33 protein-coding genes are annotated in these 26,499 nt (G+C 68.5%); 27 read left to right on the plus strand and 6 right to left on the minus strand.

Annotated features, from left to right (window positions below):
* Position 1: 1 nt before the first annotated feature.
* The 3 genes from ACZ5TO_RS04300 to ACZ5TO_RS04310 all read right to left on the minus strand — a co-directional run bounded on the left by ACZ5TO_RS04300 (position 2) and on the right by ACZ5TO_RS04310 (position 1,777).
* Entirely contained in the window at positions 2-946 is a 945-nt protein-coding gene (locus ACZ5TO_RS04300) for a DUF2336 domain-containing protein (RefSeq protein WP_464799671.1), read from the minus strand.
* Between the two features lie 260 nt (positions 947-1,206).
* A complete protein-coding gene (locus ACZ5TO_RS04305; RefSeq protein ID WP_464799672.1) occupies positions 1,207-1,530 on the minus strand; it encodes a type II toxin-antitoxin system PemK/MazF family toxin in 324 nt (107 codons plus the stop codon).
* Positions 1,523-1,777 carry a hypothetical protein gene (locus ACZ5TO_RS04310; RefSeq protein WP_464799673.1) on the minus strand — a complete coding sequence of 85 codons (255 nt, stop codon included), beginning with the start codon at positions 1,775-1,777 and terminating at the stop codon, positions 1,523-1,525. Before ACZ5TO_RS04310 ends, ACZ5TO_RS04305 begins: the two co-directional genes overlap by 8 nt.
* A gap of 430 nt (positions 1,778-2,207) precedes the next feature.
* On the opposite strand from ACZ5TO_RS04310, the gene ACZ5TO_RS04315 reads away from it, so the two are divergent.
* The gene (locus ACZ5TO_RS04315) at positions 2,208-2,396 is read left to right on the plus strand and encodes a hypothetical protein (protein WP_464799674.1); all 189 of its coding nucleotides are present in this window, start codon (positions 2,208-2,210) and stop codon (positions 2,394-2,396) included.
* 15 nt (positions 2,397-2,411) lie between these two features.
* Here the strand turns inward: ACZ5TO_RS04315 and ACZ5TO_RS04320 are convergent, their stop codons facing one another.
* The 3 genes from ACZ5TO_RS04320 to ACZ5TO_RS04330 are packed head-to-tail and all read right to left on the minus strand — an operon-like array spanning position 2,412 to position 5,759.
* Positions 2,412-2,963 carry a DUF1254 domain-containing protein gene (locus tag ACZ5TO_RS04320; RefSeq protein WP_464799675.1) on the minus strand — a complete coding sequence of 184 codons (552 nt, stop codon included), beginning with the start codon at positions 2,961-2,963 and terminating at the stop codon, positions 2,412-2,414.
* Positions 2,956-3,549, minus strand: a complete 594-nt coding sequence (locus ACZ5TO_RS04325; RefSeq protein ID WP_184145890.1) for a DUF1214 domain-containing protein — start codon at positions 3,547-3,549, stop codon at positions 2,956-2,958. Before ACZ5TO_RS04325 ends, ACZ5TO_RS04320 begins: the two co-directional genes overlap by 8 nt.
* A 29-nt stretch (positions 3,550-3,578) precedes the next feature.
* Entirely contained in the window at positions 3,579-5,759 is a 2,181-nt protein-coding gene (locus tag ACZ5TO_RS04330; RefSeq protein WP_464799676.1) for a transglycosylase domain-containing protein, read from the minus strand.
* 185 nt (positions 5,760-5,944) lie between these two features.
* Between ACZ5TO_RS04330 and ACZ5TO_RS04335 the strand changes: the two genes are divergently transcribed.
* The 26 genes from ACZ5TO_RS04335 (at position 5,945) to ACZ5TO_RS04460 (ending at position 26,447) form a co-directional block, all read left to right on the plus strand.
* Positions 5,945-6,430, plus strand: a complete 486-nt coding sequence (locus tag ACZ5TO_RS04335; protein WP_464799677.1) for a YcgN family cysteine cluster protein — start codon at positions 5,945-5,947, stop codon at positions 6,428-6,430.
* A 52-nt stretch (positions 6,431-6,482) separates the two neighbouring features.
* Positions 6,483-6,752, plus strand: coding sequence for a BrnT family toxin (locus tag ACZ5TO_RS04340; RefSeq protein WP_184145887.1), 270 nt, complete (start codon positions 6,483-6,485; stop codon positions 6,750-6,752).
* Entirely contained in the window at positions 6,724-7,044 is a 321-nt protein-coding gene (locus ACZ5TO_RS04345; RefSeq protein WP_464799678.1) for a BrnA antitoxin family protein, read from the plus strand. The genes ACZ5TO_RS04340 and ACZ5TO_RS04345 overlap by 29 nt, the downstream gene beginning before the upstream one ends.
* A gap of 206 nt (positions 7,045-7,250) precedes the next feature.
* Positions 7,251-7,787: a hypothetical protein gene (locus tag ACZ5TO_RS04350; RefSeq protein WP_464799679.1), complete on the plus strand. Its 537-nt coding sequence runs from the start codon at positions 7,251-7,253 to the stop codon at positions 7,785-7,787.
* 397 nt (positions 7,788-8,184) lie between these two features.
* Positions 8,185-9,387 (plus strand): DNA-packaging protein, encoded by a 1,203-nt coding sequence (locus tag ACZ5TO_RS04355; RefSeq protein WP_464799680.1) that lies wholly within the window; start codon positions 8,185-8,187, stop codon positions 9,385-9,387.
* 2 nt (positions 9,388-9,389) lie between these two features.
* Entirely contained in the window at positions 9,390-10,001 is a 612-nt protein-coding gene (locus ACZ5TO_RS04360) for a glycoside hydrolase family 19 protein (protein WP_464799681.1), read from the plus strand.
* Positions 10,002-10,204: 203 nt separating this feature from the next.
* Complete coding sequence (locus ACZ5TO_RS04365; protein WP_464799682.1) at positions 10,205-11,338, plus strand: phage portal protein; 1,134 nt, start codon at positions 10,205-10,207, stop codon at positions 11,336-11,338.
* A 511-nt stretch (positions 11,339-11,849) separates the two neighbouring features.
* Positions 11,850-12,158, plus strand: coding sequence for a DUF6107 family protein (locus ACZ5TO_RS04370; protein WP_184145880.1), 309 nt, complete (start codon positions 11,850-11,852; stop codon positions 12,156-12,158).
* 43 nt (positions 12,159-12,201) lie between these two features.
* Positions 12,202-12,759 carry an HK97 family phage prohead protease gene (locus tag ACZ5TO_RS04375; RefSeq protein WP_184145879.1) on the plus strand — a complete coding sequence of 186 codons (558 nt, stop codon included), beginning with the start codon at positions 12,202-12,204 and terminating at the stop codon, positions 12,757-12,759.
* A 12-nt stretch (positions 12,760-12,771) separates the two neighbouring features.
* Complete coding sequence (locus tag ACZ5TO_RS04380; RefSeq protein WP_464799683.1) at positions 12,772-14,019, plus strand: phage major capsid protein; 1,248 nt, start codon at positions 12,772-12,774, stop codon at positions 14,017-14,019.
* 252 nt (positions 14,020-14,271) lie between these two features.
* A complete protein-coding gene (locus ACZ5TO_RS04385; protein ID WP_464799684.1) occupies positions 14,272-14,841 on the plus strand; it encodes a head-tail connector protein in 570 nt (189 codons plus the stop codon).
* A complete protein-coding gene (locus tag ACZ5TO_RS04390; protein WP_464799685.1) occupies positions 14,841-15,170 on the plus strand; it encodes a phage head closure protein in 330 nt (109 codons plus the stop codon). The genes ACZ5TO_RS04385 and ACZ5TO_RS04390 overlap by 1 nt, the downstream gene beginning before the upstream one ends.
* The gene (locus tag ACZ5TO_RS04395) at positions 15,167-15,574 is read left to right on the plus strand and encodes a DUF3168 domain-containing protein (RefSeq protein ID WP_464799686.1); all 408 of its coding nucleotides are present in this window, start codon (positions 15,167-15,169) and stop codon (positions 15,572-15,574) included. Before ACZ5TO_RS04390 ends, ACZ5TO_RS04395 begins: the two co-directional genes overlap by 4 nt.
* Before the next feature lie 29 nt (positions 15,575-15,603).
* Positions 15,604-16,011: a phage major tail protein, TP901-1 family gene (locus ACZ5TO_RS04400; RefSeq protein ID WP_464799687.1), complete on the plus strand. Its 408-nt coding sequence runs from the start codon at positions 15,604-15,606 to the stop codon at positions 16,009-16,011.
* Positions 16,011-16,355 (plus strand): gene transfer agent family protein, encoded by a 345-nt coding sequence (locus ACZ5TO_RS04405; RefSeq protein ID WP_464799688.1) that lies wholly within the window; start codon positions 16,011-16,013, stop codon positions 16,353-16,355. The genes ACZ5TO_RS04400 and ACZ5TO_RS04405 overlap by 1 nt, the downstream gene beginning before the upstream one ends.
* A complete protein-coding gene (locus ACZ5TO_RS04410) occupies positions 16,352-16,573 on the plus strand; it encodes a rcc01693 family protein (RefSeq protein WP_464799689.1) in 222 nt (73 codons plus the stop codon). Before ACZ5TO_RS04405 ends, ACZ5TO_RS04410 begins: the two co-directional genes overlap by 4 nt.
* A gap of 3 nt (positions 16,574-16,576) precedes the next feature.
* The gene (locus tag ACZ5TO_RS04415) at positions 16,577-17,128 is read left to right on the plus strand and encodes a phage tail tape measure protein (RefSeq protein WP_464799690.1); all 552 of its coding nucleotides are present in this window, start codon (positions 16,577-16,579) and stop codon (positions 17,126-17,128) included.
* 206 nt (positions 17,129-17,334) lie between these two features.
* Positions 17,335-17,970, plus strand: a complete 636-nt coding sequence (locus ACZ5TO_RS04420; RefSeq protein ID WP_464799691.1) for a phage distal tail protein, Rcc01695 family — start codon at positions 17,335-17,337, stop codon at positions 17,968-17,970.
* Positions 17,967-18,851 (plus strand): DUF2163 domain-containing protein, encoded by an 885-nt coding sequence (locus ACZ5TO_RS04425; protein WP_464799692.1) that lies wholly within the window; start codon positions 17,967-17,969, stop codon positions 18,849-18,851. Before ACZ5TO_RS04420 ends, ACZ5TO_RS04425 begins: the two co-directional genes overlap by 4 nt.
* The gene (locus tag ACZ5TO_RS04430) at positions 18,844-19,296 is read left to right on the plus strand and encodes an NlpC/P60 family protein (RefSeq protein ID WP_184146980.1); all 453 of its coding nucleotides are present in this window, start codon (positions 18,844-18,846) and stop codon (positions 19,294-19,296) included. The genes ACZ5TO_RS04425 and ACZ5TO_RS04430 overlap by 8 nt, the downstream gene beginning before the upstream one ends.
* A 3-nt stretch (positions 19,297-19,299) precedes the next feature.
* Complete coding sequence (locus ACZ5TO_RS04435; protein WP_464799693.1) at positions 19,300-23,139, plus strand: baseplate multidomain protein megatron; 3,840 nt, start codon at positions 19,300-19,302, stop codon at positions 23,137-23,139.
* A gap of 13 nt (positions 23,140-23,152) precedes the next feature.
* A complete protein-coding gene (locus tag ACZ5TO_RS04440) occupies positions 23,153-23,359 on the plus strand; it encodes a hypothetical protein (protein ID WP_184146984.1) in 207 nt (68 codons plus the stop codon).
* A 170-nt stretch (positions 23,360-23,529) separates the two neighbouring features.
* A complete protein-coding gene (locus ACZ5TO_RS04445) occupies positions 23,530-23,781 on the plus strand; it encodes a hypothetical protein (RefSeq protein WP_464799694.1) in 252 nt (83 codons plus the stop codon).
* A 43-nt stretch (positions 23,782-23,824) separates the two neighbouring features.
* Complete coding sequence (locus ACZ5TO_RS04450; RefSeq protein ID WP_184146988.1) at positions 23,825-24,496, plus strand: response regulator transcription factor; 672 nt, start codon at positions 23,825-23,827, stop codon at positions 24,494-24,496.
* On the plus strand, positions 24,486-25,904 hold the full coding sequence (locus tag ACZ5TO_RS04455) for an ATP-binding protein (RefSeq protein ID WP_184146991.1): 1,419 nt from the start codon (positions 24,486-24,488) through the stop codon (positions 25,902-25,904). The genes ACZ5TO_RS04450 and ACZ5TO_RS04455 overlap by 11 nt, the downstream gene beginning before the upstream one ends.
* 108 nt (positions 25,905-26,012) lie before the next feature.
* On the plus strand, positions 26,013-26,447 hold the full coding sequence (locus ACZ5TO_RS04460) for a hypothetical protein (protein ID WP_464799695.1): 435 nt from the start codon (positions 26,013-26,015) through the stop codon (positions 26,445-26,447).
* The last annotated feature ends 52 nt before the right edge of the window (positions 26,448-26,499 follow it).

Genomic DNA, 26,499 nt, shown 5'->3' on the forward strand with positions numbered 1-26,499 from the left:
CTCAGCCGGCGGCGGCGCGGCGGGTCTCGCCCGGCGCCGCGGTTTCCTCGCCATTGGCAGCCTTCGGCGCGCCGCTGGTATAGCTGTCGGCGCGCTGCCAGCTTTCGACGCGGCGGATCGCGTCTTCGGCGTCGATCTCCGCAAGCAGCGCCTCCGCGCCGCCGCCGGCAAGGTGCGGATAGATGCATTCCAGCAGGAAGCGGCCGTCGGCCTCCGGCATGGCGAGCGCCAGCAGCGTCTCGGCAAGCTGCCGCCCCGAGACATCGAGAAGGATGCGCTCGGACAGCCATTGGCTGGAGGCGAGGGCGTCGGCGAGCGTGACGGCGATCATGCCGACCTCGCCGGTGCGCGCGAAGCGCACGAGGAGGGCCTGATGGGTCGCCGTCGCCGGCTCCAGGCGGACGGGTGCCTCCACCGGAGGCGTTGCGGCGCGCACGAGGGCGCGCAATTCGTCACGAATAGCCTCTTCCCGCTCCAGCCGTGCGGCTTCCCGCATGGCGGCCTCGCGCTCCTCGCCGGTGCGGCGGCTCGCCTGATCCTGATGCGTGCCGACCAGCGCCTCGACGACGACGGGGGAAAGATCCTCCCGCCGGCCGATGGCGCGGGCGTGTTCGGGTCCGGCCGCGCGCAGGACACGCAGCAGCGTCCGGTCGGCGATGGCTTTCGAGCCCATGAGGAAGATGGCGGCGATGTCGATCGGCTGGCAGGCGATGAAGAAGGCCGTCTCCTCCGGCACCTGCGGGCAGCGCGAGAGCGCGGCGACCGCTTGCCGGCGCGCCTCGTCGCTGGAAGCCGAATAGAGCGGCTCGAAGAGTTCGCCGAACTGGTAGAGGTCGGATTTCCTTGGAAAACGCAGGCTCTCGAAGCTGGAGACCGTGGCCATCAGCACGATGTCCTTCGGCCGCCCGGCTTGCGGTCTCTCCAGTTCGCGAAACCTGTCCGCCACGAAACACCTGTCGTCCCGACCGCCAGCCCCTTGGCGATCCTGTTGTCATTCATGAAAATCAGAGGAAACGCTTGTCTGCCGTCGTGCCGCGCACTCTTTGCAAGTGCCTTGCAACAAAGGGTTTTCTCTAAATTTCGATGCGCCGGCACATTGCATGCCGCAGGTTTCGATCTTAGGGCGTTTATGATTAACGGCGGGTAAAGGACAAATCCGAATTGGTCTTCCCGTCGAGCAGCTGGACAATACATGTCCGTTCGCATCTAGAGCCCGAGGACTTCCCGGATTGCCAGTTCCAGAAGTCTCATATGGCCTTCATCGAGTTCGCCGATCTTTTTCCCGAGATTCGCTTTCGGAAAAGTCACGATCTTGTCGGACATGGCATACGTGCGCTCGTTCAGACCGTTTTCTTCAGTCGGATCGATTGCGATGCGAATCCAGGGAGCATCGATCCACGACGTCGTCGTCGGGATAACAACGATGCTGTCGAATAGCACTTTCTCGTTCTGGATCACGATTACCGGCCTTGGCTTGCTCGTGTAAGGGCCTTTGGCAGCAGCCGTGTAAATGGAACCGCGCTCAATCATCCGTGATCACCACGCTATGAGCCTCGATCCAGCGCATCACGTCTTCTTCATCCTCCCGGTTTGCCCTGATATTTGCTGCCTGACGTGCCAGTTCGGCATTGCGGGATCGCTTGATATATTGAAGTGCGGCTTCACGCATCGCCTCGCTCGGAGTCTGATGGTTTTGCTGCGCGGCCTTCAGAAACTGATCTCGTATGTCGGGGTCAACGCGCGTGCTTGGTAGTGTACTGAAACTCGGCTTCGCCATTTGTAATACTCCTGTGTATTGCAAAAGATAATACGCCTCCTGTTCCGCAGGAAACAGCCCGTTTCGCACTCTCGGGTTAGATTAACAGCCTGTTAACCCGGTGGTCGCTAGTTTTAGGGACATGGATCGGCTCGTCTGTTGCGACGGACGTGTTATGATTCCACCATGGACGCGGCGGTTCGCTTTCGGGCGCCGCCGCCTCGCAGGGGAAAGGTGCGATGTTCCGGATGCCGGGCGGTCACCAGACACATTCCCGTGAAAGGGAAACTTCTGGTCCCGTATCGCCGTTTCCGCCCGTATGCGGCAGGGTTGACGAGGATACCCGATGCCGCATCCGGTGGACGGAACCGGATGCACCGGCCCGTTGAGACGGGCAGGGTGAGATTGTAGAGGTACTTCATCCGTCTCGATTCTTCTTTTGGAGGCGAGAATGGCAGACGTGGTACGATTGACGGAATGGCGCGAGCGGATGCCGCGGCGCGAGACTGCACGGCCGGAAAGCCCGGCCCGGATCCTTCTTTTCACGGGCGTGCGCTACGAGCGCCTGACCCCAGCCATGCTCGCCTCGCGCGGCAAGGCGGCAAAGCACGGCGCGCCGGACACCGCCCGCCGGCCCTGACGGGCGACGCTTTTATCACTGATCCGGCGCGAAGGGCTCGCAGCCGGCATTGGCGAGGAACGCCGTTGCGGCCGGCAGCCGGCTTTCCGTCGGCACGAAGGTGCGCAGCACCGCATAGCCCTCATCCCCCCGCATTTCCACGAGGATCGACTGTTCCAGCTCCTGCGGCACCTGCTTGCGGATGGCGATGAGCTGGATGGGCGTCGCCACCAGCGTATCGAGCGCGCCGGTGACGGAGGTGCGGTCGTTCATGCTGAAGACCTCGTTGGAGGCGCTGTCGTAGACGGCGAGCGACCAGAAGGGCACGTCGCCCTCGGCAAAGAGGCGCACGGGGCCGTCTTCCACGGAGAAGGTGCATACGGCGGTCTTCATCGCCGGATCGTCGTTGACGGGGGCGAGCGTATCGCCGGCATCGCCGAGCGCAAAGAAGCGGTTCGCCTCGCCGAGGCTGGAAACGCGCGTATAGGCGTCGCGCCCGGTGAAGCTCGGCAGCGAGAGGATGATGACGATGTGGAGCAGCGCCGCGCCGATGAGGCCGATCGCGATGGCGTAGAGGAAGCTACGCATCGGCACAATCCAGCCGCTCGATGCCGGGCATGGCAAGGTCGATGACGCCGGAGCTGCCGGCGGTCGGCGTGTCGAGAAGGGTCATGACGAGGAGAAAGGGCGCCTTGCCCTCCGGCACCGCCAGCCAGTTGCCCGCAGACGCGGCGGCGGAGATGCGGATGGTGAAGCTGCTGTCGGCCGCGCGCAGCACCGACCAGGCGTTGAGGCCGGAAGGAAGCCCCTTGCGGATGCCGCCGAGCGGATTGCCGCTGCGGTCGGCCGCATGCAGCGTCCACAGGCGCGCGGGCGGCGTGATGCCGGAGATGCTGTAGCGGCAGTTTTCCACCAGCGTGCGGCCCTCGCTGTCGCTGGCGGCGGTGAAGGCAAGGCCCTCGGCCCCGCCGAGCAGGAGCTTGCCGTCACGCGCGCGGTGGGCCTTGGCGTAAGGGTCCGCATCCACCGTCTGGGCGGCGGGAAAGGCCGTCCACGGCCCGAGCGCGATGGCGCCGAAGCCGACCGTCGCCCTCAGCGCATAGATCGAGCTCAGGATGCCGAGGCCGAAGGCGACGGCGAGCGCGGTGGCGATGACGAGAGGGGTTCGGAACAAGGCGGTCGACCGTTGGAATCAGCGTTGCGTCACTCTGTCCGGTTCGCCGGAGCAAGGTCAAGCGCCCCGTCGAGCGCGGCCACGCGGCCATCGGCCTTGAGGGGCGCCGCCTCCTGGAAATGGCGGGCGATATCCTTCAGCAGCTTCGTGACATCGGACGAGAGCGAGCGCGGGCGCACAAGCGCCGGCAGGGCGTTCTCGTCGGTCGCCTTGGCGACCTCCTTCGCCTTCGATCCGTCGGGCAGCGGGTTGTCGATGCCGGGGATGGGGCGAAGCTCGATACCCTGGTGGGCATAGTCCATCAGGCGCTTGAAGGTCATGGCGGGGAGAGACCCGCCGGTCATGTTGTTGGTCGAGGTGTAGTCGTCGTTGCCGTACCAGACGGCGGTCGTGTAGTTGCCGGTGAAGCCGACATACCAGGCGTCGCGGTAGGCCTGCGTGGTGCCCGTCTTGCCGCCCGAGACGATGCCGTGGTCGAGCGCGCCGCGCCGCGCCGTGCCGTTGACGGGGATGGTGACGAAGATGTGGTTCATCGACGAGGTCGCCTCCTCGGAGAGGATCCGCTTTGCCGGCGGCTCGTCGCGGGAAAAGTCGTAGAGGATGTCGCCGTCGTAGTCGATGATCTGGCTGATGCCGTGGCGGCGCGACTGCAGGCCGTCCGCCGGGAAGACGCCGTAGGCCGTCGCCTGGTCGAGCACCGTCACCTCCGAGGTGCCGAGCGGCATGGTCTTGTCGGTGCGGATCGGCGTCTCGACACCCATGGCTTTCGCGAGCGCGGCGATGGGCTTGGTGCCGAGCTTCTCCTTGGCAAGGCGCACCGGCACGGTGTTGATCGATTTCGCCATCGCCGTCATCAGCGTGATGCGGCCGGCATAGCTGCGGCCGTAGTTCTGCGGCGACCAGCCGCCCCAACTGATCGGCGCGTCGACGATGGTGGTCTCGGGCTTCATGCCGGCCTCCATCGCGGCGGCATAGGTATAGGCCTTGAAGGAGGAGCCCGGCTGGCGAAGCGCGCGCGTGGCGCGGTTGAACTGGCTCTCGCCGTAATCCCGCCCGCCGACCATGGCGCGCACGGCCCCGCCGTTCTCCATCATCACCAGCGCGCCCTGCTTGACGCGGTAGCTCTCGCCGTACTGGCGAAGGCCCGTCTCGATGGCCTCCTCGGCGGCGGCCTGCAGGCCCATGTCGATGGTGGTGCGCACGATGAGCGAATGCTGGTGGAAGGGCCTGGCGATGCGCTGCACCTCGTCGAAGGCCCAGTCGAGGAAGAAATCGGGCGCGGTCTTTTCCGCCCGGTCGACGACGCTGGCGGGGTTGCGCCGCGCGGCGATGACCTGGCCTTCCGTCATCAGCCCGCCCTGGACGAGGTTGGTCAGCACCTCGTTGGCGCGCGCGCGGGCGGCCGGCAGGTTGACGTGCGGGGCGTAGCGCGCCGGGGCCTTGAAGAGGCCGGCGAGCATGGCGGATTCGGCAAGGTTCACGTCCGTCACGTTCTTGCCGAAATAGAACTGCGCGGCCGCCGCCACGCCGAAGGTGCCGCCGCCCATATAGGCGCGGTCGAGATAAAGCCGCAGGATCTCCTTCTTGGAGAGGTTCGCCTCCAGCCAGAGGGCGAGGAAGGCTTCCTTGATCTTGCGCTCGATGGTGCGCTCGTTGGACAGGAACAGGTTCTTGGCGAGCTGCTGGGTGAGCGTGGAGCCGCCCTGTACGACGCCGCCGGCCCGCGCGTTCTCGTTCATGGCGCGGGCAAGGCCGAGGAAATCGATGCCGAAATGGCTGAAGAAACGGCGGTCCTCCGTCGCCAGCACCGCCTTGATGAGGCTATCGGGCAACTCGTCGATCGGCACGGAATCCTCGTGGATGATGCCGCGGTGGCCGATCTCGTTGCCGTAGCGATCGAGGAAGGTGACGGCGAAATCGCTCTGGGCGCGCCAGTCGCCCTTGGTCTCCTCGAAGGCGGGAAGAGCGAGCGCGAGCAGGAGGATGAAGCCGGCGGTGCCGAGGTTCATCGCCTCGCCGGCGACCTCGAAGACCGCCTTCTTCCAGCCCTTGGCATGGAAGCGGCGGGAGAAGATGGTGATCTCCTCCCAGATCTCGCCCGCGCGGAAACCGGCGTTCCATACTGCCGAATCGATCCAGGAATCGATGCGCAGGAAGATGTGCCGCCGGCGGCGGCGCGGTTTCGTCTTCTCCTGGTCGTCGTCTTCCACGATCGCGGTCTCTTGCTTCTCGTCCCTCGCGCCGTGACACTGACGGCCTGCCGGTTAACGTCCTGTCACCATCGGTTTATTCTAGTACGATATCAGGCTTTTGACGGCAGCAGAACGGATTTTGCGGGGAAGGGTTACCGCCGCCCGCTCTTGACCTTTGCGCCCGAGGGGTCCAGGGGTCGGGCATGACGACGAACGATGCCGCAAAGACGGACGACCTGCCGTTCTGGAAGACCAAGGCGCTCGCCGAGATGACCGACGGCGAGTGGGAGAGCCTGTGCGACGGCTGCGGGCTCTGTTGCCTCAACAAGCTGGAGGACTGGGAGACCGGCGAGATCGCCTGGACCTCCATCCGCTGCGTGCTGCTCGACGGGGAAAGCTGTCGCTGCAAGGACTACGAGAACCGGCAGGCGACCGTGCCGGACTGCATCCGCCTCACCGTGGAGAGCGTCGCGGAAATCTCCTGGCTGCCGCCGACCTGCGGCTACCGCCTCATCCGCGACGGCCACGACCTTTACTGGTGGCACCCGCTCGTCTCGGGCGATCCCGACACCGTGCACCAGGCCGGCATCTCCGCCCGCGGCCGCACGGTGAGCGAAGAGGGCATCGATATCGAGGACTACGAGGATTACCTCGTGACCTGGCCGCTGGAAGTGGGCGAGGGGAAATAGGATTTTCATCCTATATCTTCCATGCGAGGATTAAATGTGATACAGGAAATCTATGGAAATCCTCTATGACGACGTGAAGCGGCTCGGCAATATTGAAAAGCACGGCCACGATTTCGCCGTGCTGGAGATGGATTTCTTCGAGGATGCGCTGATCGTTCCCGCCCATTCGGGGCGGTGGAAGGCGATCGGCTTCTTTCGCGACGGCACGCTTGTCGTCGTCTTCGCCACGCTCGGCCACGAGGCCGTTTCGCTGATCTCCATGCGGGCGGCAAGCCGGAACGAGAGGAGGCTCTATGAGCACTATCGCAAAACGTCCCCATGACATTTCCGATGCGGAGGAAGATCATATCCGCAAGGGCATTGCCGAGGATCCGGAGAGTCCCGAATGGACCGAAGACGATTTTCGCAAGGCAAGGCCCTTCCGCGAGGCATTGCCGGAGCTTGCCGCGGCGATCGATCGCGCGAAGGCCAAGCGCGGACGCCCGGCAATGGATAACCCGAAGCAGCAGATCTCGGTTCGCCTCGACCCCGATATCATCAGGCACTACAAGGCGACCGGCAAAGGCTGGCAGGCGCGCATGAACGACGATCTGCGCAAGGCGGCGGGCCTCTGATAAAAATATAGGAAAATAGTCCTTGACGGCGTCACGGTCATCTGATAGGGTTATGGCATAGTCGGAAAGGTGCGGGCGGAAGGGATCGCCGGGCTTTCCGGAGGCTGGAAGGGGTTGGCGGTTTCCGCCCGCGGCCGGCTTTGAGATAGGTTTTGACAGGCGCTCGGCCCATTGGGTCCGGGCGCTTTTTCGTTTGGGGCTTTGCGATGGATGAGGATCTGGCGCTGTTCGGTGTGGAGCCGCAAGCGGATTATGACGGGTTTCGCGGTTGCGGGGCGGACCTTGCGGGCGGGGCGGCGCTGCTGCTCGATACCAAGGCCGAGGCGCCCTGCGATCCCTTCCTCGACATGCAGGCCATGCTGTTGGAGATGACCAAGGAACTGCGCGAGCGCTTCCAGCGCTTCCAGAGCCAGAAGGCGCTGGCCGAGCGGGATGCTGGCGCGGCCGAGGACGAGGCCGCCCGCAAGCTGGCGCAGACCGACGCCAAGGCCGCCATTGAGGCCGTCTCGCTGATCGTGCGCACGCTGGAGAAGATCGACAGCCTGCAGCGCACGCTGATCGCCGAGCGGGTGGAGGCGGAAGCAGCCGCCGGCCTGCCGGAGGACGAGGCGGCGCTGGCCGAGGAGTTCGACCGGCTCGTCGAGGCGCGGGTGAAGGAGCGGCTGGATGCGGCGAAGGAAGAGTGGCTGCGGGAAGACGGGGCTGGCGGCGCTGCTGCCGCCGACGCGCGCGCCGGACCGTAAGGGGCGGCGGGGCTTGCAGGCGGTTCGCAAGGCATTCGACAAGCAGATGGACAAGATGGCGGCGGGCTTGAGCAAAATCGAAGGCCGGCGGGCCGATTTGCTGGAACGGACGGATGCGCTGGAGGGCGGATTTTCGCAGCGCGGCAGGGAACCGGATACGTTGCCACGGACGCCGCCGATCTCCCCCCTTGAGGGGGAGATGTCGGCGAAGCCGACAGAGGGGGGTGGCGACGGCACGGCCAGCGCGGTTCTTTCGGGAGGGCAGGTGGGTGGGGTACCCCCCTCTGCCCTGCCGGGCATCTCCCCCTCAAGGGGGGAGATCGGCGGGGGGCGAGGGTTTCCCGCCCATGCTCCTTGTGGCTCCGTTGCGGCGGCTCGGCTTCGTGATGCGCGGCAGTTGCGGCGGTGGCATTTCACCCGCCGGCTCGCGCAGATGCCGCCGCCGGGCGACTGGCGGGTGTGGCTTTTGATGGGCGGGCGCGGGTCGGGCAAGACGCGGGCGGGGGCGGAATGGGTGCAGGCGCTGGCGCTGTCGCGACCGGAGCTGCGCATCGCGCTCGTCGCCGAGACGCTGGGCGATGCGCGCGAGGTGATGATCGACGGCGTTTCCGGCATCTGCCGCATCGCCGGGCGGGCGCGGCCGGAATTCGAGGCCTCGCGCCGCCGGCTCGTCTGGCCGAACGGCTCCATCGCACAGATTTTCTCGTCGGAAGACCCCGAAAGCCTGCGCGGGCCGCAGTTCCACTTCGCCTGGTGCGACGAGCTCGGGAAATGGAAACACGCGCAGGAGACCTGGGACATGCTGCAATTCGGCCTGCGCCTCGGCGACGACCCGCGCGTGCTGGTGACGACGACGCCGCGGCCGGTGCCGCTTTTGCGGGCGCTGGCCGGCGACGGGCGGACGGCGGTGCGGCGCATCGCGACCTCCGATAATGCCAGGAATCTTTCGCCCGGCTTCATCGCGGCGATGGCGGACCGCTACGGCGGCACGCGGCTGGGGCGGCAGGAACTGGACGGCGAGCTGATCGCCGACCGCGAGGACGCGCTGTGGGCGCGTTCGCGGCTGGAGGCGATCCGCCTGAAGGCGCCGGGGCCGCTCTCGCGCATCGTCGTGGCGGTCGACCCGCCGGCGACGGCATCCGCTGCTTCCGTCTGCGGCATTGTCGTCGCGGGGCTGGACGGCGCGGGCCGTGCGGTGGTGCTGGCCGATTGCTCGGTGACGGGGGCGAGCCCCGCCGGCTGGGCGGGCGCGGTGGTGCGCGCCTTCCGGCGGTTCGACGCCGACCGGGTTGTGGCCGAGGTGAACCAGGGCGGCGACATGGTGACGGCGATGCTGAAAAGCGTGGACGCGGGCCTGCCGGTCTCGACCGTGCGGGCGACGCGCGGGAAATTCCTGCGCGCCGAGCCGGTGGCCGCGCTCTACGAGCAGGGGCGCGTCGCCCATGCCGGCGCCTTCGCGGAACTGGAGGACCAGATGTGCGATTTCGGCCCGGACGGGCTTTCCGCCGGCCGCTCGCCGGATAGGCTCGACGCCCTCGTCTGGGCGCTGACGGCGCTGGTGCTCGACCGGCTGGGCGAGCCGCGGGTGCGGGGGATATGACGATGGGCATCGACCGCAGGGCCTTCTTCGGCGCCGTGCGCGGGCCGCTCTACGGCGGGCGTCTGTCGCGCGGGCAGGTGGCCGGCATGACGGCGCTCCTCGACCGCTTCGAGCGGGACGGGAGGACGGCCGACCGGCGCTTCCTCGCCTATATGCTGGCGACGGCCCACCACGAGACGGGCGGGCGCATGCGGCCGGTGCGCGAGACCTTCGCCGCCACCGACGATGTTGCCATCGCGCGGCTCGACGCGGCCTTCGCGGCGGGGCGCCTGCCGCAGGTCTCCGCGCCCTACTGGCGGCGCGACGAGACGGGCCATAGCTGGCTCGGGCGCGGGCTGGTGCAGATCACGCATCGGCGGAATTATGAAAAACTGGCGGCGCTGACGGGACTCGACCTCCTCACGCGGCCGGAGCTGGCGATGGAGACGGGGCCGGCGGTGGAGATCCTGTTCGCCGGAATGCTGGCTGGGGCCTTTACCGGGCGGCGGCTGGCGGAACATTTTTTTGTAGGCGAGGCCGACTGGGTCGGCGCGCGGCGGATCGTCAACGGGCTGGACCGGGCGGAGCTGGTCGCGGGATACGGGCGGGCGTTTTTTGTGGCGCTCGGCGGGTAGGGGCGTGCCGGGTGGGTGGATCCTCGGGTCAAGCCCGAGGATGACGGAAGACGAGAAGGATGGCGGATAGTCACAACGGCTCCATGTGCCCTGCCGCTCGATGGACGGTTGACCTCTCCTCCCCTCCGTCATCCTCGGGCTTGACCCGAGGATCCACCCATCCGGCACGGCGCTTCAATCAATTCACACGATCGAGGACCATCATGAAGCTACCTTCCTTCCTCACGCGCCGCCGCGGGGCGGCGGAGACCAAGGCGTCGGGCTTCTTCACGCTGACGAGCGAGGGGCGGGCGCACTGGTCGAGCCGGTCCTATGCCTCGCTGTCGCGCGAGGGGTTCATGAAGAACCCGGTCGCGCACCGGGCGGTGCGGATGATCGCGGAGGCGGCGGCCTCGGTGCCCTGGCTTGCCTATGAGGGCGAGGCGGAGCGGCCGGAGGACCCGCGCCTCGCGCTGCTTGCCCGCCCGAACGGGCGCATGGCGGGCACGGATTTCTTCGAGACGCTCTACGGGCACCTGCTCCTTTCCGGCAACGCCTTCGTCGAGGGCGTGCGGCTCGGCGGGGACTTGCGGGAGTTGCATCTGCTGCGGCCCGACCGGGTGCAGATCGTCGAGGGACGGGACGGGTGGCCGGTCGCCTATGAATACCGCACGGGCACGAATGTGCGCCGGCATGCGGCGGGCGAGGGGGAGGCGATCCTGCATCTGCGGCTCTTCCACCCGCTCGACGACCGGCTCGGCTTCGCGCCGCTGGAGGCGGCCTCCATGGCGCTCGACCTTTCCAACGCGGCGGCCGTCTGGAACAAGGCGCTGCTCGACAATTCGGCGCGGCCTTCCGGCGCGCTGGTCTACCAGCCGAAGGAGGGCGGCAACCTTTCGCCCGACCAGTACGACCGGCTGAAGGGCGAGCTGGAGGAAGGCTATTCGGGCGCCGCGCGTGCCGGAAGACCGATGCTGCTGGAAGGCGGGCTCGACTGGAAGGCGATGGGGCTTTCGCCCCGCGAGATGGATTTCGTCGAGGCGAAGAACGGCGCGGCGCGCGACATCGCGCTCGCCTTCGGCGTGCCGCCCATGCTGATCGGCATTCCGGGGGACGCGACCTATGCCAATTATCAGGAGGCCAACCGGGCGTTCTGGCGGCTGACGGTGCTGCCGCTGGTGCAGCGCACGGCGGCGTCTTTCGCGGCATGGCTGGACGGGGAGGGCGCGGGGCTGCGGCTGGTGCCGGACCTCGACCAGGTGAGCGGGCTCGTCGCCGAGCGCTCCGAGCTCTGGACGCGGGTGGCGGCGGCGGGGTTCTTGACGGACGAGGAAAAGCGGCGGGCGGTGGGGTATTGAGGGAGTGGGGCGGGTGTGGCTTTCACCCCCCTCTGCCCTGCCGGGCATCTCCCCCACAAGGAGGGAGATTGGATGGAGAGCTGGCTTCCTTCCCATCAAAAGAGGAACAAAGAGCAGGCGTCTTGCCAATCTCCCCCCTTGTGGGGGAGATGCCCGGCAGGGCAGAGGGGGGTGTCGTTGGGGCGCTGCCCTTCATCCCGCTGCCGCGACCTTCTCCCCGCAGGCGGGGCGAAGGGGTATGCCGGGCTGGTTTCCTCAAACAATGAACTTTGGTGGGGTAGGGTGAGGGGCGATTTCTGTAGGAAATCAGGCGATTGGCTTGACGCCTTGAATCACTTTGCCGTCCTGCGGATTCTTCGCCTGAACGCGTTGAATCGAAATTCGAGGAAATCTTCGCAAGGGATTCGGAAGACTCGTGAATTTCCGCTGCCCGACTCCGCGTGAGGGGGCAGGTTTGCGGTCCGTGCGGCCGCTTCTTGCTGTTTTCCATAATAATCCGAAAGGCTTAACAATGGCTGACTTCGGCAATGACGGCGGGCTTTGGACGGCCCGGTTCATCGGGGCGTCCGCGGGGGCGGCGGTCTCGCTGATCTATCTTCTGCCCAAGACGCGCCGCGAGGCGGGGTGCCGGTTCTTCACGGGGCTGGCCTGCGGGCTCGTCTTCGGCGGGCCGGCGGGGCTGTGGATCGGCGTCAGGCTCGGCATCGCCGCCTATCTCGGGCCCTCGGAAATGCTGCTGGCGGGATCGGCGGCGGCGAGCCTTTCGGCCTGGTGGGGGCTCGGCGTGCTGGCGCGGCTGGCAGAGCGGCTTCGGGAATAGCGGCCGCTTCCGCGCGCTTTCAATCACATCATCGGAGAGACCAATGACAACCGACGACCTGCCGGTCTGGCGGACGAAGAAATATGCCGATCTGACGCTTGCGGGCGTTTCCGGCGACGGGGTGTTTTCCGGCTATGCGAGCCTCTTCGGCGAGGTGGACCTCGGCAAGGACGCGATTGCGCCCGGGGCCTTCGTGCGCTCGCTGGAAAAGCGCGGGCCCTCCGGCGTGCGCATGCTCTTCCAGCACGATCCGGCCGAGCCCATCGGGCGCTGGCGGACGATCCGCGAGGATGCGCGGGGGCTCTATGTCGAGGGCGTGCTGTCGCCGGGCGTGGCGCGGGCGCGCGAGGTGCTGAGCCTCATGAAATCCGGCGCGCTCGACGGGCTTTCCATCGGCTTCCAGACGGTGCGTTCGCGGACGGAGCGGGCAAGCGGCGTGCGCCGGATCCTGGAGGCCGACCTCTGGGAGATCTCGATCGTCACCTTCCCGATGCTGCCCTCGGCGCGGGTGTCGAACGTGAAGAATGCGCGGTGGTTCCGCGACAGGGAAACGGAGCTCGTGCGCACCATGCGCCGGGCGGCCCGGATGATGAAACGCTAACGGAGAGAACGCATGAGCGATTTGCAGAAGACCGCGCCGGAGACCAAGGCCGTGCCGGAAACCATGACCGCCGCCTTCGACGACTTCATGGAGGCCTTCGAGGCCTTCAAGGAGACGAACGACCGGCGGCTCGGCGAGATCGAGCAGAAGCTGACGGCCGACGTCGTGACGCGCGAGAAGGTCGACCGCATCAACCGCGCCATGGACGAGCACAAGCGCGCGCTCGACCAGCTCGCGCTGAAGAAGGCACGCCCGGCGCTCGGCGGCGGCGAGACGAGCTTCGAGGCGGCCGAGCACAAGGCGGCCTTCTCCGCCTATATGCGCCGCGGCGACGACAGCGCGCTGAGGGCGCTGGAGGAGAAGGCGATGTCCGTCGGCTCGGCGGCGGACGGCGGCTATCTCGTGCCGCCCGAGACGGATACCGATATCGGCCGCCGGCTTTCCGCCGCCTCGCCGATCCGTGCGCTGGCGACCGTGCGCCAGGTCTCCGGCGCGGTGCTGAAGAAGCCCTTCGCGACCTCCGGCATGGCGGCCGGCTGGGTGGCGGAGACGGCATCCCGCCCGCAGACCGGCAATGCCCAGCTTGCCGAACTCTCCTTCCCGACCATGGAGCTCTACGCCATGCCGGCGGCGACGCCGGCGCTGCTCGACGACGCGGCGGTGGACGTGGAGAGCTGGATCGCTTCGGAGGTCGACATGGTCTTCGCCGAGCAGGAGGGCACCGCCTTCGTCTCCGGCGACGGCACCAACAAGCCGACGGGCTTCCTCAGCTACACGGCGGTCGCCGATGCGAGCTGGAGCTGGGGCAATCTCGGCTATGTCGCCACCGGGGCGGCGGGCGGCTTCAAGGCCTCCAATCCCTCCGACGCGCTGATCGACACGATCTACGCGCTGAAGGCCGGGCACCGGCAGAACGCCACCTTCGTGATGAACCGCAAGACGCAAGGAGCGATCCGCAAGTTCAAGGATGCGGACGGCAACTATCTCTGGCGCCCGCCGGCTTCCGCCGGGCAGGCCGCCTCGCTGATGGGCTTTGCCATCGCCGAGGCGGAGGACATGCCGGACATCGCCGCCGACAGCTTCTCCATCGCCTTCGGCGACTTCCGCGCCGGCTACCTCGTCGTCGACCGCACGGGCGTGCGCGTGCTGCGCGATCCCTATTCCGCCAAGCCCTATGTGCTGTTCTACACCACCAAGCGCGTCGGCGGCGGGGTGCAGAACTTCGAGGCGATCAAGCTGGTGAAGTTCGCCGTGAGCTGACGCCGATCTTCTCCCTCTCCCCGCCTGCGGGGAGAGGGCCGGGGTGAGGGGCTATCCTGCGGCGTCGGCCGTGCCGGTCGCCCCTCATCCGCCTGCCGGCACCTTCTCCCCGCAAGCGGGGCGAAGGGACTGCGCGGCTCTGTTTTCCTCTTTCGGAATTCTCTCGCACCGGCGGCTCCCTGCCGCCGGTGCCGCGGGCGCGGTTTGCCTCCCGGCCGCGCCCGCATCCCTCCTTCAGCGAAAAGGCCGATCATGACCATTGCCGAACTGTTGCCGCCCGCGGCGGAGCCGATCACGCTTGCCGAGGCGAAGGCGCATCTGCGCCTCGATACGGATGAGGAGGACGCGCTGGTCTCAGCGCTCATCCGCGCCGCGCGCGAGTACCTGGAGGCCGCGACCGGGCTTTGCCTCATTGCGCGGCCGCTGCGCCTCTATCTCGACGACTGGCCGGAGGGGCGGGTGATTCAGATCGTAAGAGGGCCGGTGCAAACCATTGATCTGGTGACGGTTTACGACGCCGAGGGCGCGCCGGTCGAGGTGGATGCCAGCGGCCATGTGCTCGACGGGACGGCGCGGCCGGCCCGGCTGGTCCTTGCGGAAAAGCCTGCGACCGAACGGGCGCTGAACGGCATCGAGATCGATTTCACCGCCGGTTTCGGCGAGACGGGCGCGGAGGTGCCGGACATGCTGAAGCGGGCGCTGCTCTTGCATGTCGCCGCCATGTTCGAGCTGCGCGGCGCGGTCTCCCCCGGCGACCAGCCGGGGGCGGTGCCCGCCGGCTACGACCGGCTGGTCGCACCCTACCGGATGCGGAGGCTGTGATGCGGGCGATCGATCCCGGCGCGCTTGCCGCGCGGCTGGTGCTGGAGCGGCCGGAGGAGGCGCCGGACGGGCAGGGCGGGGTGGAGCGGAGCTTTGCCGCGCTTACGACGGTCTGGGGACGCATCGAGCCGGTTTCGGCGCGTGCCGCAGAGGTGGCGGGGACGCTGCCGGTGACGGTGACGCACCGCATCTGGCTGCGCCATCGCGCCGACCTTGCGGGCGGCATGCGTTTTCGCAAGGGCGAGCGGATTTTCACGGTTCTTACCTTTCGCGACCCGGACGAGACGGGGCGTTACCTCGTCTGCGACTGCGAGGAGGAAAAGCCATGAGCGCGGCATCGGCCCTGCAGAAGGCGATCTTCGCCCGGCTTTCGGGCGACGCGGCACTGGCGGCCTTCGTCGGCGCGAACGGCATCACGGACCGGCGGATCGACGCACCGGCTTCGCCGCTGGTGGTGATCGCCGGCATCGACAGCGCCGACCATTCGACCGCCAGCGAGGCGGGCGAGGCGCATTCCGTGACGCTGGAGGTCTGGTCCGGCGCGGGCGGGCACCGCGAGGCGCAGGTGATCGCCGCCCTGGTGCGGGACGCGCTGCACGACGCGCCGCTCATTCTCGACGGACATTCTCTCGTGCTGCTCCTCCACCGCGACACGCGGCTGCGGCGCGCGGAAAAATCCCGCTTCCACCGGGCGGAGCTGCGGTTTCGCGCGGTGACGGAACCGGAAAGCTGAACCACGGTTTTTAGGAAAGGACCCTGGCAATGACGGCACAGAAGGGGCGGGACCTCCTGCTCAAGATCGACAACGGCGCAGGCTTCGTCACCGCGGCGGGGCTGCGCTCCAAGCGCCTCGCCTTCAATGCCCAGCTCGTCGACGTGACGGATGCGGAATCGGCCGGGCGCTGGCGCGAATTGCTCGGCGGGGCCGGTGTGCAGCGCGCGGCCGTCTCCGGCAGCGGCATCTTCAAGGACCAGGCGTCCGACGCGCTGGTGCGCTCGCTGTTCTTCGCCGGAACCATTGCCGGCTGGCAGGTGGTCATACCGGATTTCGGCACGGTCGCCGGGCCGTTCCAGATCGCCGCGCTCGAATATTCCGGCGCGCATGACGGCGAGGTGGCCTTCGAGATCGCGCTGGAATCGGCCGGCGCGCTGACCTTCGAGGCGCTGTGATGGGCGCGCGGGCGAACCGCCATCGCGGCGAGATCGAGGCCCATCTCGACGGCGAGACGAGGGTGCTGTGCCTGACGCTCGGCGCGCTCGCCGAGCTGGAGACGGCATTTGCGGTCGACAGCCTGACGGGGCTGGCGGAGCGCTTTTCCTCCGGAAGGCTGAGGGCGGACGACCTCATCCGCATCATCGGCGCGGGGCTGCGCGGGGCGGGCAACCTTTTCTCCGACGAGGACGTGGCGGGCATGGCGGTGGCGGACGGGCTCGCGGGCTTCGCGCGCATCGCCGCCGAACTGCTGCACGCGACCTTCGGGCCGGGCAGGGAGGCGGCTTCGCCGCACCCTTGAGCGCCGCATCCGGCGCGCCCGATGAGGCGCCTGCCTTTCCCTGGGAGGCGGCGCTTCATGCCGGGCTCTGCCGCATGCGGCTTTCCGCGAAGGATTTCTGGGCGATGACGCCGCGCGAGCTCGGCTTTGCGCTCGGGCTGCTGCGGCCCTCGCCGGCGGTGCCGGGCCGGGCGGCGCTTGCCGCGCTGATGCTGGCCTTTCCCGACGGGACGGAGTGAACCATGGCGAATTCCGATGACGAAATCACCCCGGGCGCCCTTGCCGGCGCGCGGGAGGAGGCGGAGGCGCTTTCGGACGTCTTCGACGACCTCGAGGCGCGCTCGCGCTCCTTCGGCCATGCGCTGACCGGCGCGCTGAAGGGCGCGGTGGTGGACGGCAAGGGACTGGAAAGCGTGCTGCGCGGGCTTGCGCTGCGCATGAGCGACATCGCGCTCTCCGCCGGGCTGAAGCCGCTGGAGGGGCTGCTTTCCTCCGGCATCTCCAGCGTTCTCGGCGGCGTGACGCCGTTTGCCAAGGGCGGGGTGGTTTCCGCGCCGACCTATTTCGGCAGCGCCGGCGGGCTCGGCCTGATGGGTGAGGCGGGGGCGGAGGCGATCCTGCCGCTGAAGCGCGGGCCGGACGGGGCGCTGGGCGTCGCGGCGGGCGGTGGCGGCGGCGGGGCGCAGATCGTCTTCAACGTGACGGCGCAGGACGCGGCGAGCTTCCGCAAGTCGGAAGGCCAGATCGCCGCCATGCTGACCCGCGCGGTGGGGCGGGGGCAGCGGAGTTTGTGAGGGGCCGTGTGGTGATTGCCCCTCATCCCGCTGCCGCGACCTTCTCCCCGCAAGCGGGGCGAAGGGGCAGGCTGCGCGGGTTTCCTGCATCACCAGCGACCATCGTTCGGGAAGGCCTTGCCTTCTCCTCCTTCTCCCCGCTTGCGGGGAGAAGGTCCCGGCAGGGGGATGAGGGGCGGGGGCGGCATATTTTACGGAGACATCGGATGGCAGGATTTCATGAGGTGCGGTTTCCGCTGCGCGTCGCGCTTGGCACCAGCGGGGGGCCGGTGCGGCGGACGGATATCGTCAGTCTTTCCAACGGGCGGGAGAACCGCAACCGCCGCTGGCAGGATGCCCGGCGGCGCTACGATGCGGGCTCGGGCGTGCGCTCGCTCGACGATCTCTATGCCGTGCTCGCCTTCTTCGAGGCGCGGGCGGGGCAGTTCTTCGGGTTCCGCTTCCGCGATCCGGTGGACCATAAATCGTGCGCGCCCGGCGCGGCGGTTTCCGCGACCGACCAGCTTCTCGGCAACGGCGACGGCGAGACGGCGGCCTTCCGGCTCGTCAAGCGCTATGCGGATGCGGGCGGGGAGACGGTGCGGCTGATCGAAAAGCCGGTGGCCGGCAGCGTCGTCGTCTCGGTGGCGGGGAGCCTCGTGCCGGCGGCAGATTATACCGTCGATGCGGCGACGGGGACCGTCACTTTCGTGGCGGGCAAGGTTCCGGTTTCCGGCGCGGTGCGGGCCGGCTTCGAATTCGACGTGCCGGTGCGCTTCGACACGGACCGCATCGATATCGACCTTGCCCAGTTCGATGCGGGGCGCATCCCGTCCATTCCGCTGGTGGAGGTTCGGCCATGAGGACGATCCCGGAGGCGCTCCAGGCCCATCTCGACGGCGAGGCGACGACGCTCTGCCATTGCTGGAAGGTGACGCGGCGCGACGGCGTGGCGATGGGTTTCACCGACCACGACCGCGACCTTGCCTTCGACGGCCTCGCCTTCCTTGCGGCGAGCGGTTTTTCCGCGAGCGAGAGCGAGGACGGCAACGGGCTCTCGGCCGAGGGCGGCGACCTTTCCGGCGGCTTTTCCGCCGAGGCGATCCGCGCCGAGGATCTTTCGGCCGGGCGCTACGACGGGGCGAAGGTCGAGGTCTATACGGTCAACTGGCAGGATCCGGCCGAGCGGCTCCTGCTGCGCACGGCCGAGCTTGGCGAGGTGCGGCGCGAGGGCGGGCAGTTCCGCGCCGAGTTGCGGCGGCTGACGCACCGGCTCGACCAGGTGCGCGGGCGCATCTACGGGCGCCAGTGCGATGCCGTGCTGGGGGACGGGCGCTGCCGGGTGAACCTCGCCGCCTTCCGCGCCACGGCGACGGTGACGGCGGTGCGGGACGACATGCATCTTTCGGTGAGCGGGCTTTCCGGTTTTGCCGAGCGCTTCTTCCGCCACGGCGTGATCGCCTTTTCGAGCGGCGCGGCGGCGGGGCTTTCGGCCGATATCGAGGACCATCGCAGGGCGGACGGGACGGACGAACTGGCGCTGTGGCTGCCGATGGCGACGGGAATTGCCGTCGGCGACACGCTGGAGGTGACGGCAGGCTGCGACAAGCGCTTCTCCACCTGTCGCTCGAAGTTCGCCAACGGGCTCAATTTTCAAGGATTTCCGCACATGCCGGGCAGCGATTTCAGCTACGGCTATGCCGACGGGGAGACCGTGCACGACGGGAGGCCGCTTTATGGGTGAGGGGCCGCGGACAACGACCGGCGAGCGCGTCCTTGCTGTCGCGCGCAGCTTCATCGGCACGCCGTACCGGCATCAGGCCTCGCTGAAAGGCGTCGGCTGCGATTGCCTGGGGCTGGTGCGCGGTGTGTGGCGGGAGCTTTACGGGGCGGAGCCGGAGGTGCCGGCGCCCTATGCGGCGGACTGGGCGGAGCGGGCGGGCGAGGAGCGGCTGCTGGAGGCTGCCCTGCGCCACTGCGGGCCGGCGCTGGCGGTCGCGGAAATGCGGCCGGGCGATCTTCTGATCTTCCGCTGGCGGGAGGATGTCGCGGCCAAGCACGCCGGCATCGCCGCGCCGGACGGGCGTTTCATCCATGCCTACGAGCAGGCGGCGGTAATCGAATCGCCGCTCGTGCCCTGCTGGCGCCGGCGCATCGCCGGCGTCTTCCGTTTTCCGGAGCTTTCCTGATCCATGGCGACACTTCTCTTCCAGGCTGCGGGCGCTGCGCTCGGCGGCGTGTTCGGTCCCGTCGGCGCGATCGTCGGCCGGGCCGTCGGGGCGCTTGCCGGCTCCATCGTCGACCGCTCGCTGATCAGCGGCACGCAGACGATCTCCGGGGCGCGGCTGACCGACGGGCGCGTGCCGGGCGCCGAGGAGGGCACGGCGATAAGCCGCGTCTACGGCACGGCGCGGGTCGGCGGCACGCTGATCTGGGCGACGCGCTTCGAGGAGGAGGTGACCGTCGAGCGGCGCGGCGGCAAGGGGCGGGGCCCGCGCGTGGAGACCTACCGCTACTATGCCAATGTCGCGGTCGGGGTCTGCGACGGGCCCATCGCCTCGATCCGCCGGGTGTGGGCGGACGGGCGCGAGATGGACCTTACCGCCGTCGAGATGCGCATCTACCGCGGCACGCGCACGCAGGCGCCCGATCCGCTGATCGAGGCCAGGCAGGGGGCGGGAAGGACGCCGGCCTATCGCGGGCTTGCCTATGTCGTCTTCGAGCACCTGCCGCTCGACACCTACGGCAACCGCATCCCCGTGCTGCAGTTCGAGGTGGTGCGGCCGGTCGGCACGCTGGAAGGCGCCATCCGCGCCGTCACCGTCATTCCGGGCTCCAGCGAGCACGGCTACGATCCGCGGCTGGTCACGGAACGGCTCGGCTCGGGTTCGGCGCGCAACACCAACCGCAACATGCTGGTGGCGGCGACCGACTGGCAGGCCTCGATCGGCGAACTGCAGCGCCTCTGCCCCAATCTCGAACGCGTCGGGCTCGTCGTCGGCTGGTTCGGCACGGACCTTCGGGCCGGCGCCTGCCGCGTCCTGCCCGGTGTGGAGACCGCCGCGCGCGGCGTCGAGAGCCGGCCGTGGCGCGTCTCGGGCATCGCGCGCGGCGGCGCCCATGTGGTGAGCCGCAGCAACGGCAAGCCCGCCTATGGCGGCACGCCCTCCGACGACAGCGTGATCGCGGCCATCAGGAACCTCAAGGCCCGCGGCATCGAGGTCTATCTCTATCCCTTCCTGCTGATGGACGTGCCGGCGGGCAACGGCCTGCCCGACCCCTATGGCGGCACGCGGCAGGCGGCCTATCCCTGGCGCGGGCGCATCACCTGCCATCCGGCAAGCGCCGACGGGACGAGCGCGGCGCGCACGCAGGTCCAGGCTTTCCTCGGCAGCGCGCAGAGGAGCCAGTTCACCGTTTCCGGCGAGACCGTCAACGGGCCTTCGGGCGACGACGGGTTCCGCCGGCTGATCCTGCATTATGCGCTGCTCGCCGAGGCGGCCGGCGGGGTCGACGGCTTCCTCATCGGCTCGGAGATGCGCGGGCTGACGTGGCTGCGCGACGCGGCGGGGACGTTTCCCTTCGTCGACGGGCTCGTCACGCTCGCGGCCGATGTAAGGGCGATCCTCAGGCCAGGCACCAAGATCACCTATGCGGCGGACTGGAGCGAGTATTTCGGCTTCCAGCCGGCGGACGGCAGCGGCGAGGTGCGCTACCATCTCGACCCGCTCTGGGCCTCCTCCGCCATCTCGGCCGTCGGCATCGACAACTACATGCCGCTCTCCGACTGGCAGGACGGCGATATCGTCGCCGGCAATCCGGACGGCTTCCGCCATCCGGAGGACGCGGCGGCGATGCGCAGCCTCATTGCGGGCGGGGAGGGCTTCGACTGGTACTATGCGAGCGCGGCCGACCGGCAGGCGCGCATCCGCACGCCGATCGCCGACGGGGCGGCGGGAAAGCCCTGGGTGTTCCGCTACAAGGACCTCCGGAACTGGTGGACGAAGCCGCATTACGAGCGGGCGCCGGGCGGGGCGGAGCTTTCCGCGCCGACCGCCTGGGTGCCGCGCTCCAAGCCGGTCTGGTTCACCGAGCTCGGCTGCCCGGCGGTCGACAAGGGCGCGAACCAGCCGAACGTCTTCGTCGACCCGAAGAGCGCGGAGAATGCGCTGCCCTACCATTCCGGCGGGGCGCGCAGCGACGGCGTGCAGCGGCGCTTCCTCGACGCCCATCATGCCTGGTGGCAGGGCGACGGGCCGGAGCCGGGCATGGTCGATCCCGGCCGCATCTTCCTGTGGACCTGGGACGCGCGGCCCTATCCGGCCTTCCCGGAGAATGCCGGCCTCTGGGCGGACGGCGGCAACTGGCAGCGCGGGCACTGGCTGACCGGCCGGCTCGGCGCGGGCACGGCGGCGGACGTCATCGCCGCCATCCTCACCGACCACGGTTTCACCGATTTCGACGTCTCGGGCGTTGCCGGCGACCTGCCGGGCTTCGTGCAGGCCGAGCAGGCCTCGGCACGCGGGCTGATCGAGCCGATCATGCAGGCCTTCCAGATCGACGCGCTGGAGGCGGACGGCAGGATCCACTTCCGCTCGCGGCTGAAATCGGCGCTGCCGCCGGCAACGCTCGACGTGCTCGCCGAGCGGCCGGACGAGACGCTCTTCGAGGAGACCCGCGCGCATATCAGCGATCTTGCCGGCGAAGCGATCCTCGATCATTTCGACGATACGGACGCCTATGCGCATGTGACCGCCCGCTCGCGCCGCATGGCCGGCGACACGGACCGGGTGCTGCGCCTTTCGCTTCCGGCGGTGCTGCATGCGGGGGCCGCGGCGGCGAGCGTCGAGACGGCGCTGCGCGACAATCGTTCCGGCCAGCGGAGCGTCACCTTCCGCCTGCCGCCGACCGCGCTTTCCTTCACGCCCGGCGACGTGGTGCGCCTGAAGGATGGGCCGGCGGGGCGCTTTCTTATCACGGAAATCACGGACGGGCTGATGCGCGAGGTGGAGGCGCGCGCCATCGCGGCGGGCGACAGCGGCGCGCCGGCCCCGGACGGCGAGGAAAAGCAGCCCGTCAACGGGGCGGGGCCGGGCGATGCCTTCGCGCCGGAGGTCGTCTTCCTCGACCTGCCGGTGCTGGGCTCGGGCGGCCCGCAGGATTTCGCGCGCGTCGCGGCCTATGCGCAGCCCTGGCGCGCCATGGTCGTCTCCAGCTCGGACAGCAGCGAGGGGTATCGCGTGCGCACCCGGCTCGACCGGCCGGCGCGCATCGGCACGCTTGCGGAAGCGCTGGAGCCGGGCGTCGTCGGACGCTTCGACGTGAACCGGCCGCTGGTAATCGACCTTCCGGCCGGCGGGCTTGCCTCGGTCGACACGCTGGCGGTGCTGAACGGGGCGAACCGCATCGCGGTCCTTGCCGCAAACGGCGCCTTCGAGATCGTCGGCTTCCGCGAGGCGAGCGAGATCGCGCCGGGGCGCTGGCGGCTTTCCGGCCTGCTGCGCGCACTTTGCGGCACGGAGGACGCGATGGCCGCGGGGCATGCCGTCGGCGCGACGGCGGTGCTGCTCGACGATGCCGTGCGCCCGCTGGGGCTCGACGTGGAGGAGGTGGGACGGCAATCCAACTGGCTCGTCGACGCCATCGGAACGCCGCCGGGGCAGGCCGGCCCCTTCGCCTTTGCCGGCGGGGAGCGGGCGCTGACGCCGCTCTCGCCGGTGCACCTGCGCGCCCGTCGCGGGGCGGACGGGGCGATCCTCCTCACATGGATCCGTCGCGGCCGGATCGATTCGGACAGCTGGCTCGCCACGGAGATCCCGCTCGACGAGCCGAACGAAGCCTACCGCCTGGAAATCCTCTCGGGCGCGACGGCGGTGCGCACGGTCGAGACCGCCGCGCCCTCCCATCTCTATGCGGCCGCCGAGGAGCTTGCCGATTTCGGCGCGCCGCAGACGAGCCTTGCCATCCGCGTGCGCCAGCTTGGCCGGGCAATCCCGCTCGGCCTGCCGGCGCAGGCCATTCTCCCGCTCTAGGAAAGGAAAGCCGATGACCGACATGAAAGCCTGGTATCAGTCCCGTACCGTCTGGGGCGCCCTCATCGCCATCCTCGCTTCGCTCGCCAAGGTGGCGGGCTTCGAGATGTCCGCGGGCGACGAGGGCGACCTTGCCGACCTCATCGTCGCGGCGGTGGGCACCGTCGGCGGCCTCGTCGCCCTTTTCGGGCGGATTTCGGCGCGCCACCGGGTGATGTGAGGGCCGCATCCTTGAATCGGACTGTGCGGGGGGCCTCGTAATTCCCTGAATTCAATGCACGATCCGCCGCCGGCTACCTTCTTCGGGCGGCCGGCGGCCGCATTCATTTGCCATTCAGCGTGGATCGTTTATTGCTTGCATCATAGTGATCCGCACCTGAAAGTATGTTCATGGCCTCGCCACTTCTCATATCCGCGCTTGCGGCCAGCCTGATGCTTCCGGCCCCCATGGAGATGGGCGCTGCGCGGAACGTCGTGCGCGTGGGCGGCGATTGCAGCAATGCGGCGCAGCGTGTGGTGGCGCAGACCGGCGGTGAGCTTCTTTCCGCCAAGCCGGACGGCGACAGCTGCGTGGTGACCGTACTGGTGCCCGGCAACGGCAATGCGCGGCCGCGCAAGGTGACCGTTCGCGTGCCGATGTAAGGCCGCAGGGCAAGGCGTGTAACAGGGGATAGGAAGAGGGCGAATGCGCATTCTGGTGGTCGAGGACGACGTCAACCTGAACCGTCAGCTCAGCGAGGCCCTGAAGGAAGCCGGCTACGTGGTGGACCAGGCCCTCGACGGCGAGGAAGGTCACTATCTCGGCGACACCGAGCCCTATGACGCCATCATCCTCGACATCGGCCTTCCGGAAATGGACGGCATCACCGTTCTCGAAAAATGGCGCGCCGACGGCAAGGGCATGCCCGTGCTGATCCTGACGGCGCGCGACCGCTGGAGCGACAAGGTGGCCGGCATCGACGCCGGGGCCGACGACTATGTGGCAAAGCCCTTCCATGTCGAGGAGGTGCTGGCGCGCATAAGGGCGCTCATCCGCCGGGCGGCCGGCCATGCGAGCCCCGACATCGTCTGCGGGCCGGTGCGGCTCGACACCAAGGGCTCCAAGGCGACCGTCAACGGCGAGACGCTGAAGCTCACCTCCCACGAATATCGCCTTCTCTCCTACCTCATGCACCACATGGGCGAGGTGGTCTCGCGCACCGAGCTGGTCGAGCACATGTACGACCAGGATTTCGACCGCGATTCCAACACCATCGAGGTCTTCGTCGGACGCCTGCGCAAGAAGATCGGCGTCGACCTGATCGAGACCGTGCGCGGCCTCGGCTACCGGATGCAAGCGCCGGCCAATGGAAAATAAGGCCAGGCGCTCCCGCTCGCTCACCTTCCGCGTCCTCTTCCTCGCCTCCCTCTGGGCCGCGGTGGCGCTCGTCGTCATCGCCGTCGTCATCTCGACGCTCTACCGGCAGAGCGCGGAGAAGAGCTTTCGCGATCTTTTGCGCGCGCAGCTCTACAACGTCATCAACTCGGTTTCGGCGGGCGAGAACACGCGGCTTGCCGGCACGCCGCAGCTCGGGGACCTGCGCTTCTTCCAGCCGCAATCGGGCTGGTACTGGATCGTCGAGCCCATCGGCGGGGCGCTGGAGGGCGAGGCGCTGACGTCCTCCTCGCTCGGCAGCGGCAGCATTCCCATTCCCGACACGGACAGCATTCCCTTCGATACGCGCTACGAGCGCTTCTACACGACCGTCGATTCCTTCGGCAACGAGGTGGAGGTCGGCGAGACGGAAGTGGTGCTCGACGACGAGGGCCGCACGGCGCGCTTCCGCGTCGTCGGCAACCGGGACGTGCTGGAGGCGGACATCAAGGACTTTTCCGGCAGCCTCTATCTCGCGCTCGCCGGCTTCGGCTTCGGCAGCCTGCTGCTCAACGCGGCGGCCATCCTCATCGGCCTCAAGCCGCTCGACCGGGCGCGCAAGGCGCTGGAGAAGATCCGGGCGGGGGAGAGCGAACAGCTCGACGGCGATTTCCCGAGGGAAATCCTGCCTTTGGCGAGCGAAGTGAATGCATTGATCGACAGCAACCGCCGCATCGTCGAGCGCGCGCGCATGCAGGTCGGCAACCTTGCCCATTCGCTGAAGACGCCGATCGCCGTACTGCTCAACGAATCGCGCCTCATATCCGCCCCGCAGGGCGAGCTCGTGAAGACGCAGGCCGAGGCGATGCAGAGCCAGGTGCAATCCTACCTCAACCGCGCGCGCATCGCCGCCCAGCGCGAATCCGTGCTTGCCCGCACCGAGACGCAGCCGGTGCTGGAGCGGCTGGTGCGGGTGATGCGGCGGCTGAACGCCGACAAGCAGTTTCCGCTCAGCGTCGATCCGCCGGGGCTGGTGCTGGCGATGGAGCAGCAGGATATCGAGGAGACCGTCGGCAACCTCCTCGAAAACGCCGCGCGCCATGCCCGCACGACCGTCACGACCCGCGCCTTCGCCGCGCCCGCCGACACGCGCGGCAGCGACGATGCGCGCAAGGGCTGGATCGTCATCGAGGTGGAGGACGACGGGCCGGGCCTCGAGCCGGAGGAGATCGGCGAGGCGATGAAGCGGGGCAAGCGGCTCGACGAGAGCAAGCCCGGCACGGGCCTCGGCCTTTCCATCGTCAGCGAGATCGCCTCCGAATACCAGGGGACCTTCGGGCTTTCCCGGGGGGCCGGCGGCGGGCTGATGGCGCGGCTCGTCCTGCCCGCCGTCACAAAGGATGTTGCCTGAGGCGGCGGACAATGCAAAAAGGATAAGGCCCGCGGGAATGAGGACCGCGGGATGACGGAACCACGGCGCGGCCTGTCCGCCCCGGCATGAGAGAGACGGTCCCAGCGGATGAAGACGGGTTTGCGCGGCGCCTTTTTCCCCCTCCTTCTGGCAGTTTCGGTTTCGGGATGCGCAACGACGTCGGGCAGCGGCCCGGCGGGCGGTGGCGGCCTTCTTTCCAGGAAGCCCGAGGGGCCGGCGGTCTATATCACGGCCTTGCAGGGCGGGCTCGTCAGCCGCAATACGGCTGCCCAGCTTTCCAAGGCGGATACGCAGCGCGCGCTCGAAGCGGAGTACCGCGCGCTGGAGGCCGCCCCCGGCGGCCAGCCCGTGACCTGGCAGGGAAGCGGCGTCAGCGGCTCGGTCGTGGCGGCGGCGCCCTATCAGGTCGGTTCGCAGAACTGCCGGCAGTACAGCCATACGCTGACCGTCTCCGGCCGCGAGACGACGACGCGCGGGGCGGCCTGCCGCAATGCGGACGGTGCGTGGACGCCGCTTTCCTGACAATCGCGGGCCGTTGCGGCGAAACGCCTCAATTTTGCGTCATTGTTCCCTT

The organism is Shinella sp. Sh6, from assembly GCF_055392685.1.

Coding starts and splice junctions, on each gene's coding strand:
- ACZ5TO_RS04305 (WP_464799672.1), bottom strand. CDS start 1,530: ATGATTGAGCGCGGTTCCATTTACACGGCTGCTGCCAAAGGCCCTTAC.
- ACZ5TO_RS04310 (WP_464799673.1), bottom strand. CDS start 1,777: ATGGCGAAGCCGAGTTTCAGTACACTACCAAGCACGCGCGTTGACCCC.
- ACZ5TO_RS04315 (WP_464799674.1), top strand. CDS start 2,208: ATGGCAGACGTGGTACGATTGACGGAATGGCGCGAGCGGATGCCGCGG.
- ACZ5TO_RS04320 (WP_464799675.1), bottom strand. CDS start 2,963: ATGCGTAGCTTCCTCTACGCCATCGCGATCGGCCTCATCGGCGCGGCG.
- ACZ5TO_RS04335 (WP_464799677.1), top strand. CDS start 5,945: ATGACGACGAACGATGCCGCAAAGACGGACGACCTGCCGTTCTGGAAG.
- ACZ5TO_RS04340 (WP_184145887.1), top strand. CDS start 6,483: ATGGAAATCCTCTATGACGACGTGAAGCGGCTCGGCAATATTGAAAAG.
- ACZ5TO_RS04345 (WP_464799678.1), top strand. CDS start 6,724: ATGAGCACTATCGCAAAACGTCCCCATGACATTTCCGATGCGGAGGAA.
- ACZ5TO_RS04350 (WP_464799679.1), top strand. CDS start 7,251: ATGGATGAGGATCTGGCGCTGTTCGGTGTGGAGCCGCAAGCGGATTAT.
- ACZ5TO_RS04360 (WP_464799681.1), top strand. CDS start 9,390: ATGGGCATCGACCGCAGGGCCTTCTTCGGCGCCGTGCGCGGGCCGCTC.
- ACZ5TO_RS04365 (WP_464799682.1), top strand. CDS start 10,205: ATGAAGCTACCTTCCTTCCTCACGCGCCGCCGCGGGGCGGCGGAGACC.
- ACZ5TO_RS04370 (WP_184145880.1), top strand. CDS start 11,850: ATGGCTGACTTCGGCAATGACGGCGGGCTTTGGACGGCCCGGTTCATC.
- ACZ5TO_RS04375 (WP_184145879.1), top strand. CDS start 12,202: ATGACAACCGACGACCTGCCGGTCTGGCGGACGAAGAAATATGCCGAT.
- ACZ5TO_RS04380 (WP_464799683.1), top strand. CDS start 12,772: ATGAGCGATTTGCAGAAGACCGCGCCGGAGACCAAGGCCGTGCCGGAA.
- ACZ5TO_RS04385 (WP_464799684.1), top strand. CDS start 14,272: ATGACCATTGCCGAACTGTTGCCGCCCGCGGCGGAGCCGATCACGCTT.
- ACZ5TO_RS04390 (WP_464799685.1), top strand. CDS start 14,841: ATGCGGGCGATCGATCCCGGCGCGCTTGCCGCGCGGCTGGTGCTGGAG.
- ACZ5TO_RS04395 (WP_464799686.1), top strand. CDS start 15,167: ATGAGCGCGGCATCGGCCCTGCAGAAGGCGATCTTCGCCCGGCTTTCG.
- ACZ5TO_RS04400 (WP_464799687.1), top strand. CDS start 15,604: ATGACGGCACAGAAGGGGCGGGACCTCCTGCTCAAGATCGACAACGGC.
- ACZ5TO_RS04405 (WP_464799688.1), top strand. CDS start 16,011: ATGGGCGCGCGGGCGAACCGCCATCGCGGCGAGATCGAGGCCCATCTC.
- ACZ5TO_RS04415 (WP_464799690.1), top strand. CDS start 16,577: ATGGCGAATTCCGATGACGAAATCACCCCGGGCGCCCTTGCCGGCGCG.
- ACZ5TO_RS04420 (WP_464799691.1), top strand. CDS start 17,335: ATGGCAGGATTTCATGAGGTGCGGTTTCCGCTGCGCGTCGCGCTTGGC.
- ACZ5TO_RS04425 (WP_464799692.1), top strand. CDS start 17,967: ATGAGGACGATCCCGGAGGCGCTCCAGGCCCATCTCGACGGCGAGGCG.
- ACZ5TO_RS04430 (WP_184146980.1), top strand. CDS start 18,844: ATGGGTGAGGGGCCGCGGACAACGACCGGCGAGCGCGTCCTTGCTGTC.
- ACZ5TO_RS04435 (WP_464799693.1), top strand. CDS start 19,300: ATGGCGACACTTCTCTTCCAGGCTGCGGGCGCTGCGCTCGGCGGCGTG.
- ACZ5TO_RS04440 (WP_184146984.1), top strand. CDS start 23,153: ATGACCGACATGAAAGCCTGGTATCAGTCCCGTACCGTCTGGGGCGCC.
- ACZ5TO_RS04445 (WP_464799694.1), top strand. CDS start 23,530: ATGGCCTCGCCACTTCTCATATCCGCGCTTGCGGCCAGCCTGATGCTT.
- ACZ5TO_RS04450 (WP_184146988.1), top strand. CDS start 23,825: ATGCGCATTCTGGTGGTCGAGGACGACGTCAACCTGAACCGTCAGCTC.
- ACZ5TO_RS04455 (WP_184146991.1), top strand. CDS start 24,486: ATGGAAAATAAGGCCAGGCGCTCCCGCTCGCTCACCTTCCGCGTCCTC.
- ACZ5TO_RS04460 (WP_464799695.1), top strand. CDS start 26,013: ATGAAGACGGGTTTGCGCGGCGCCTTTTTCCCCCTCCTTCTGGCAGTT.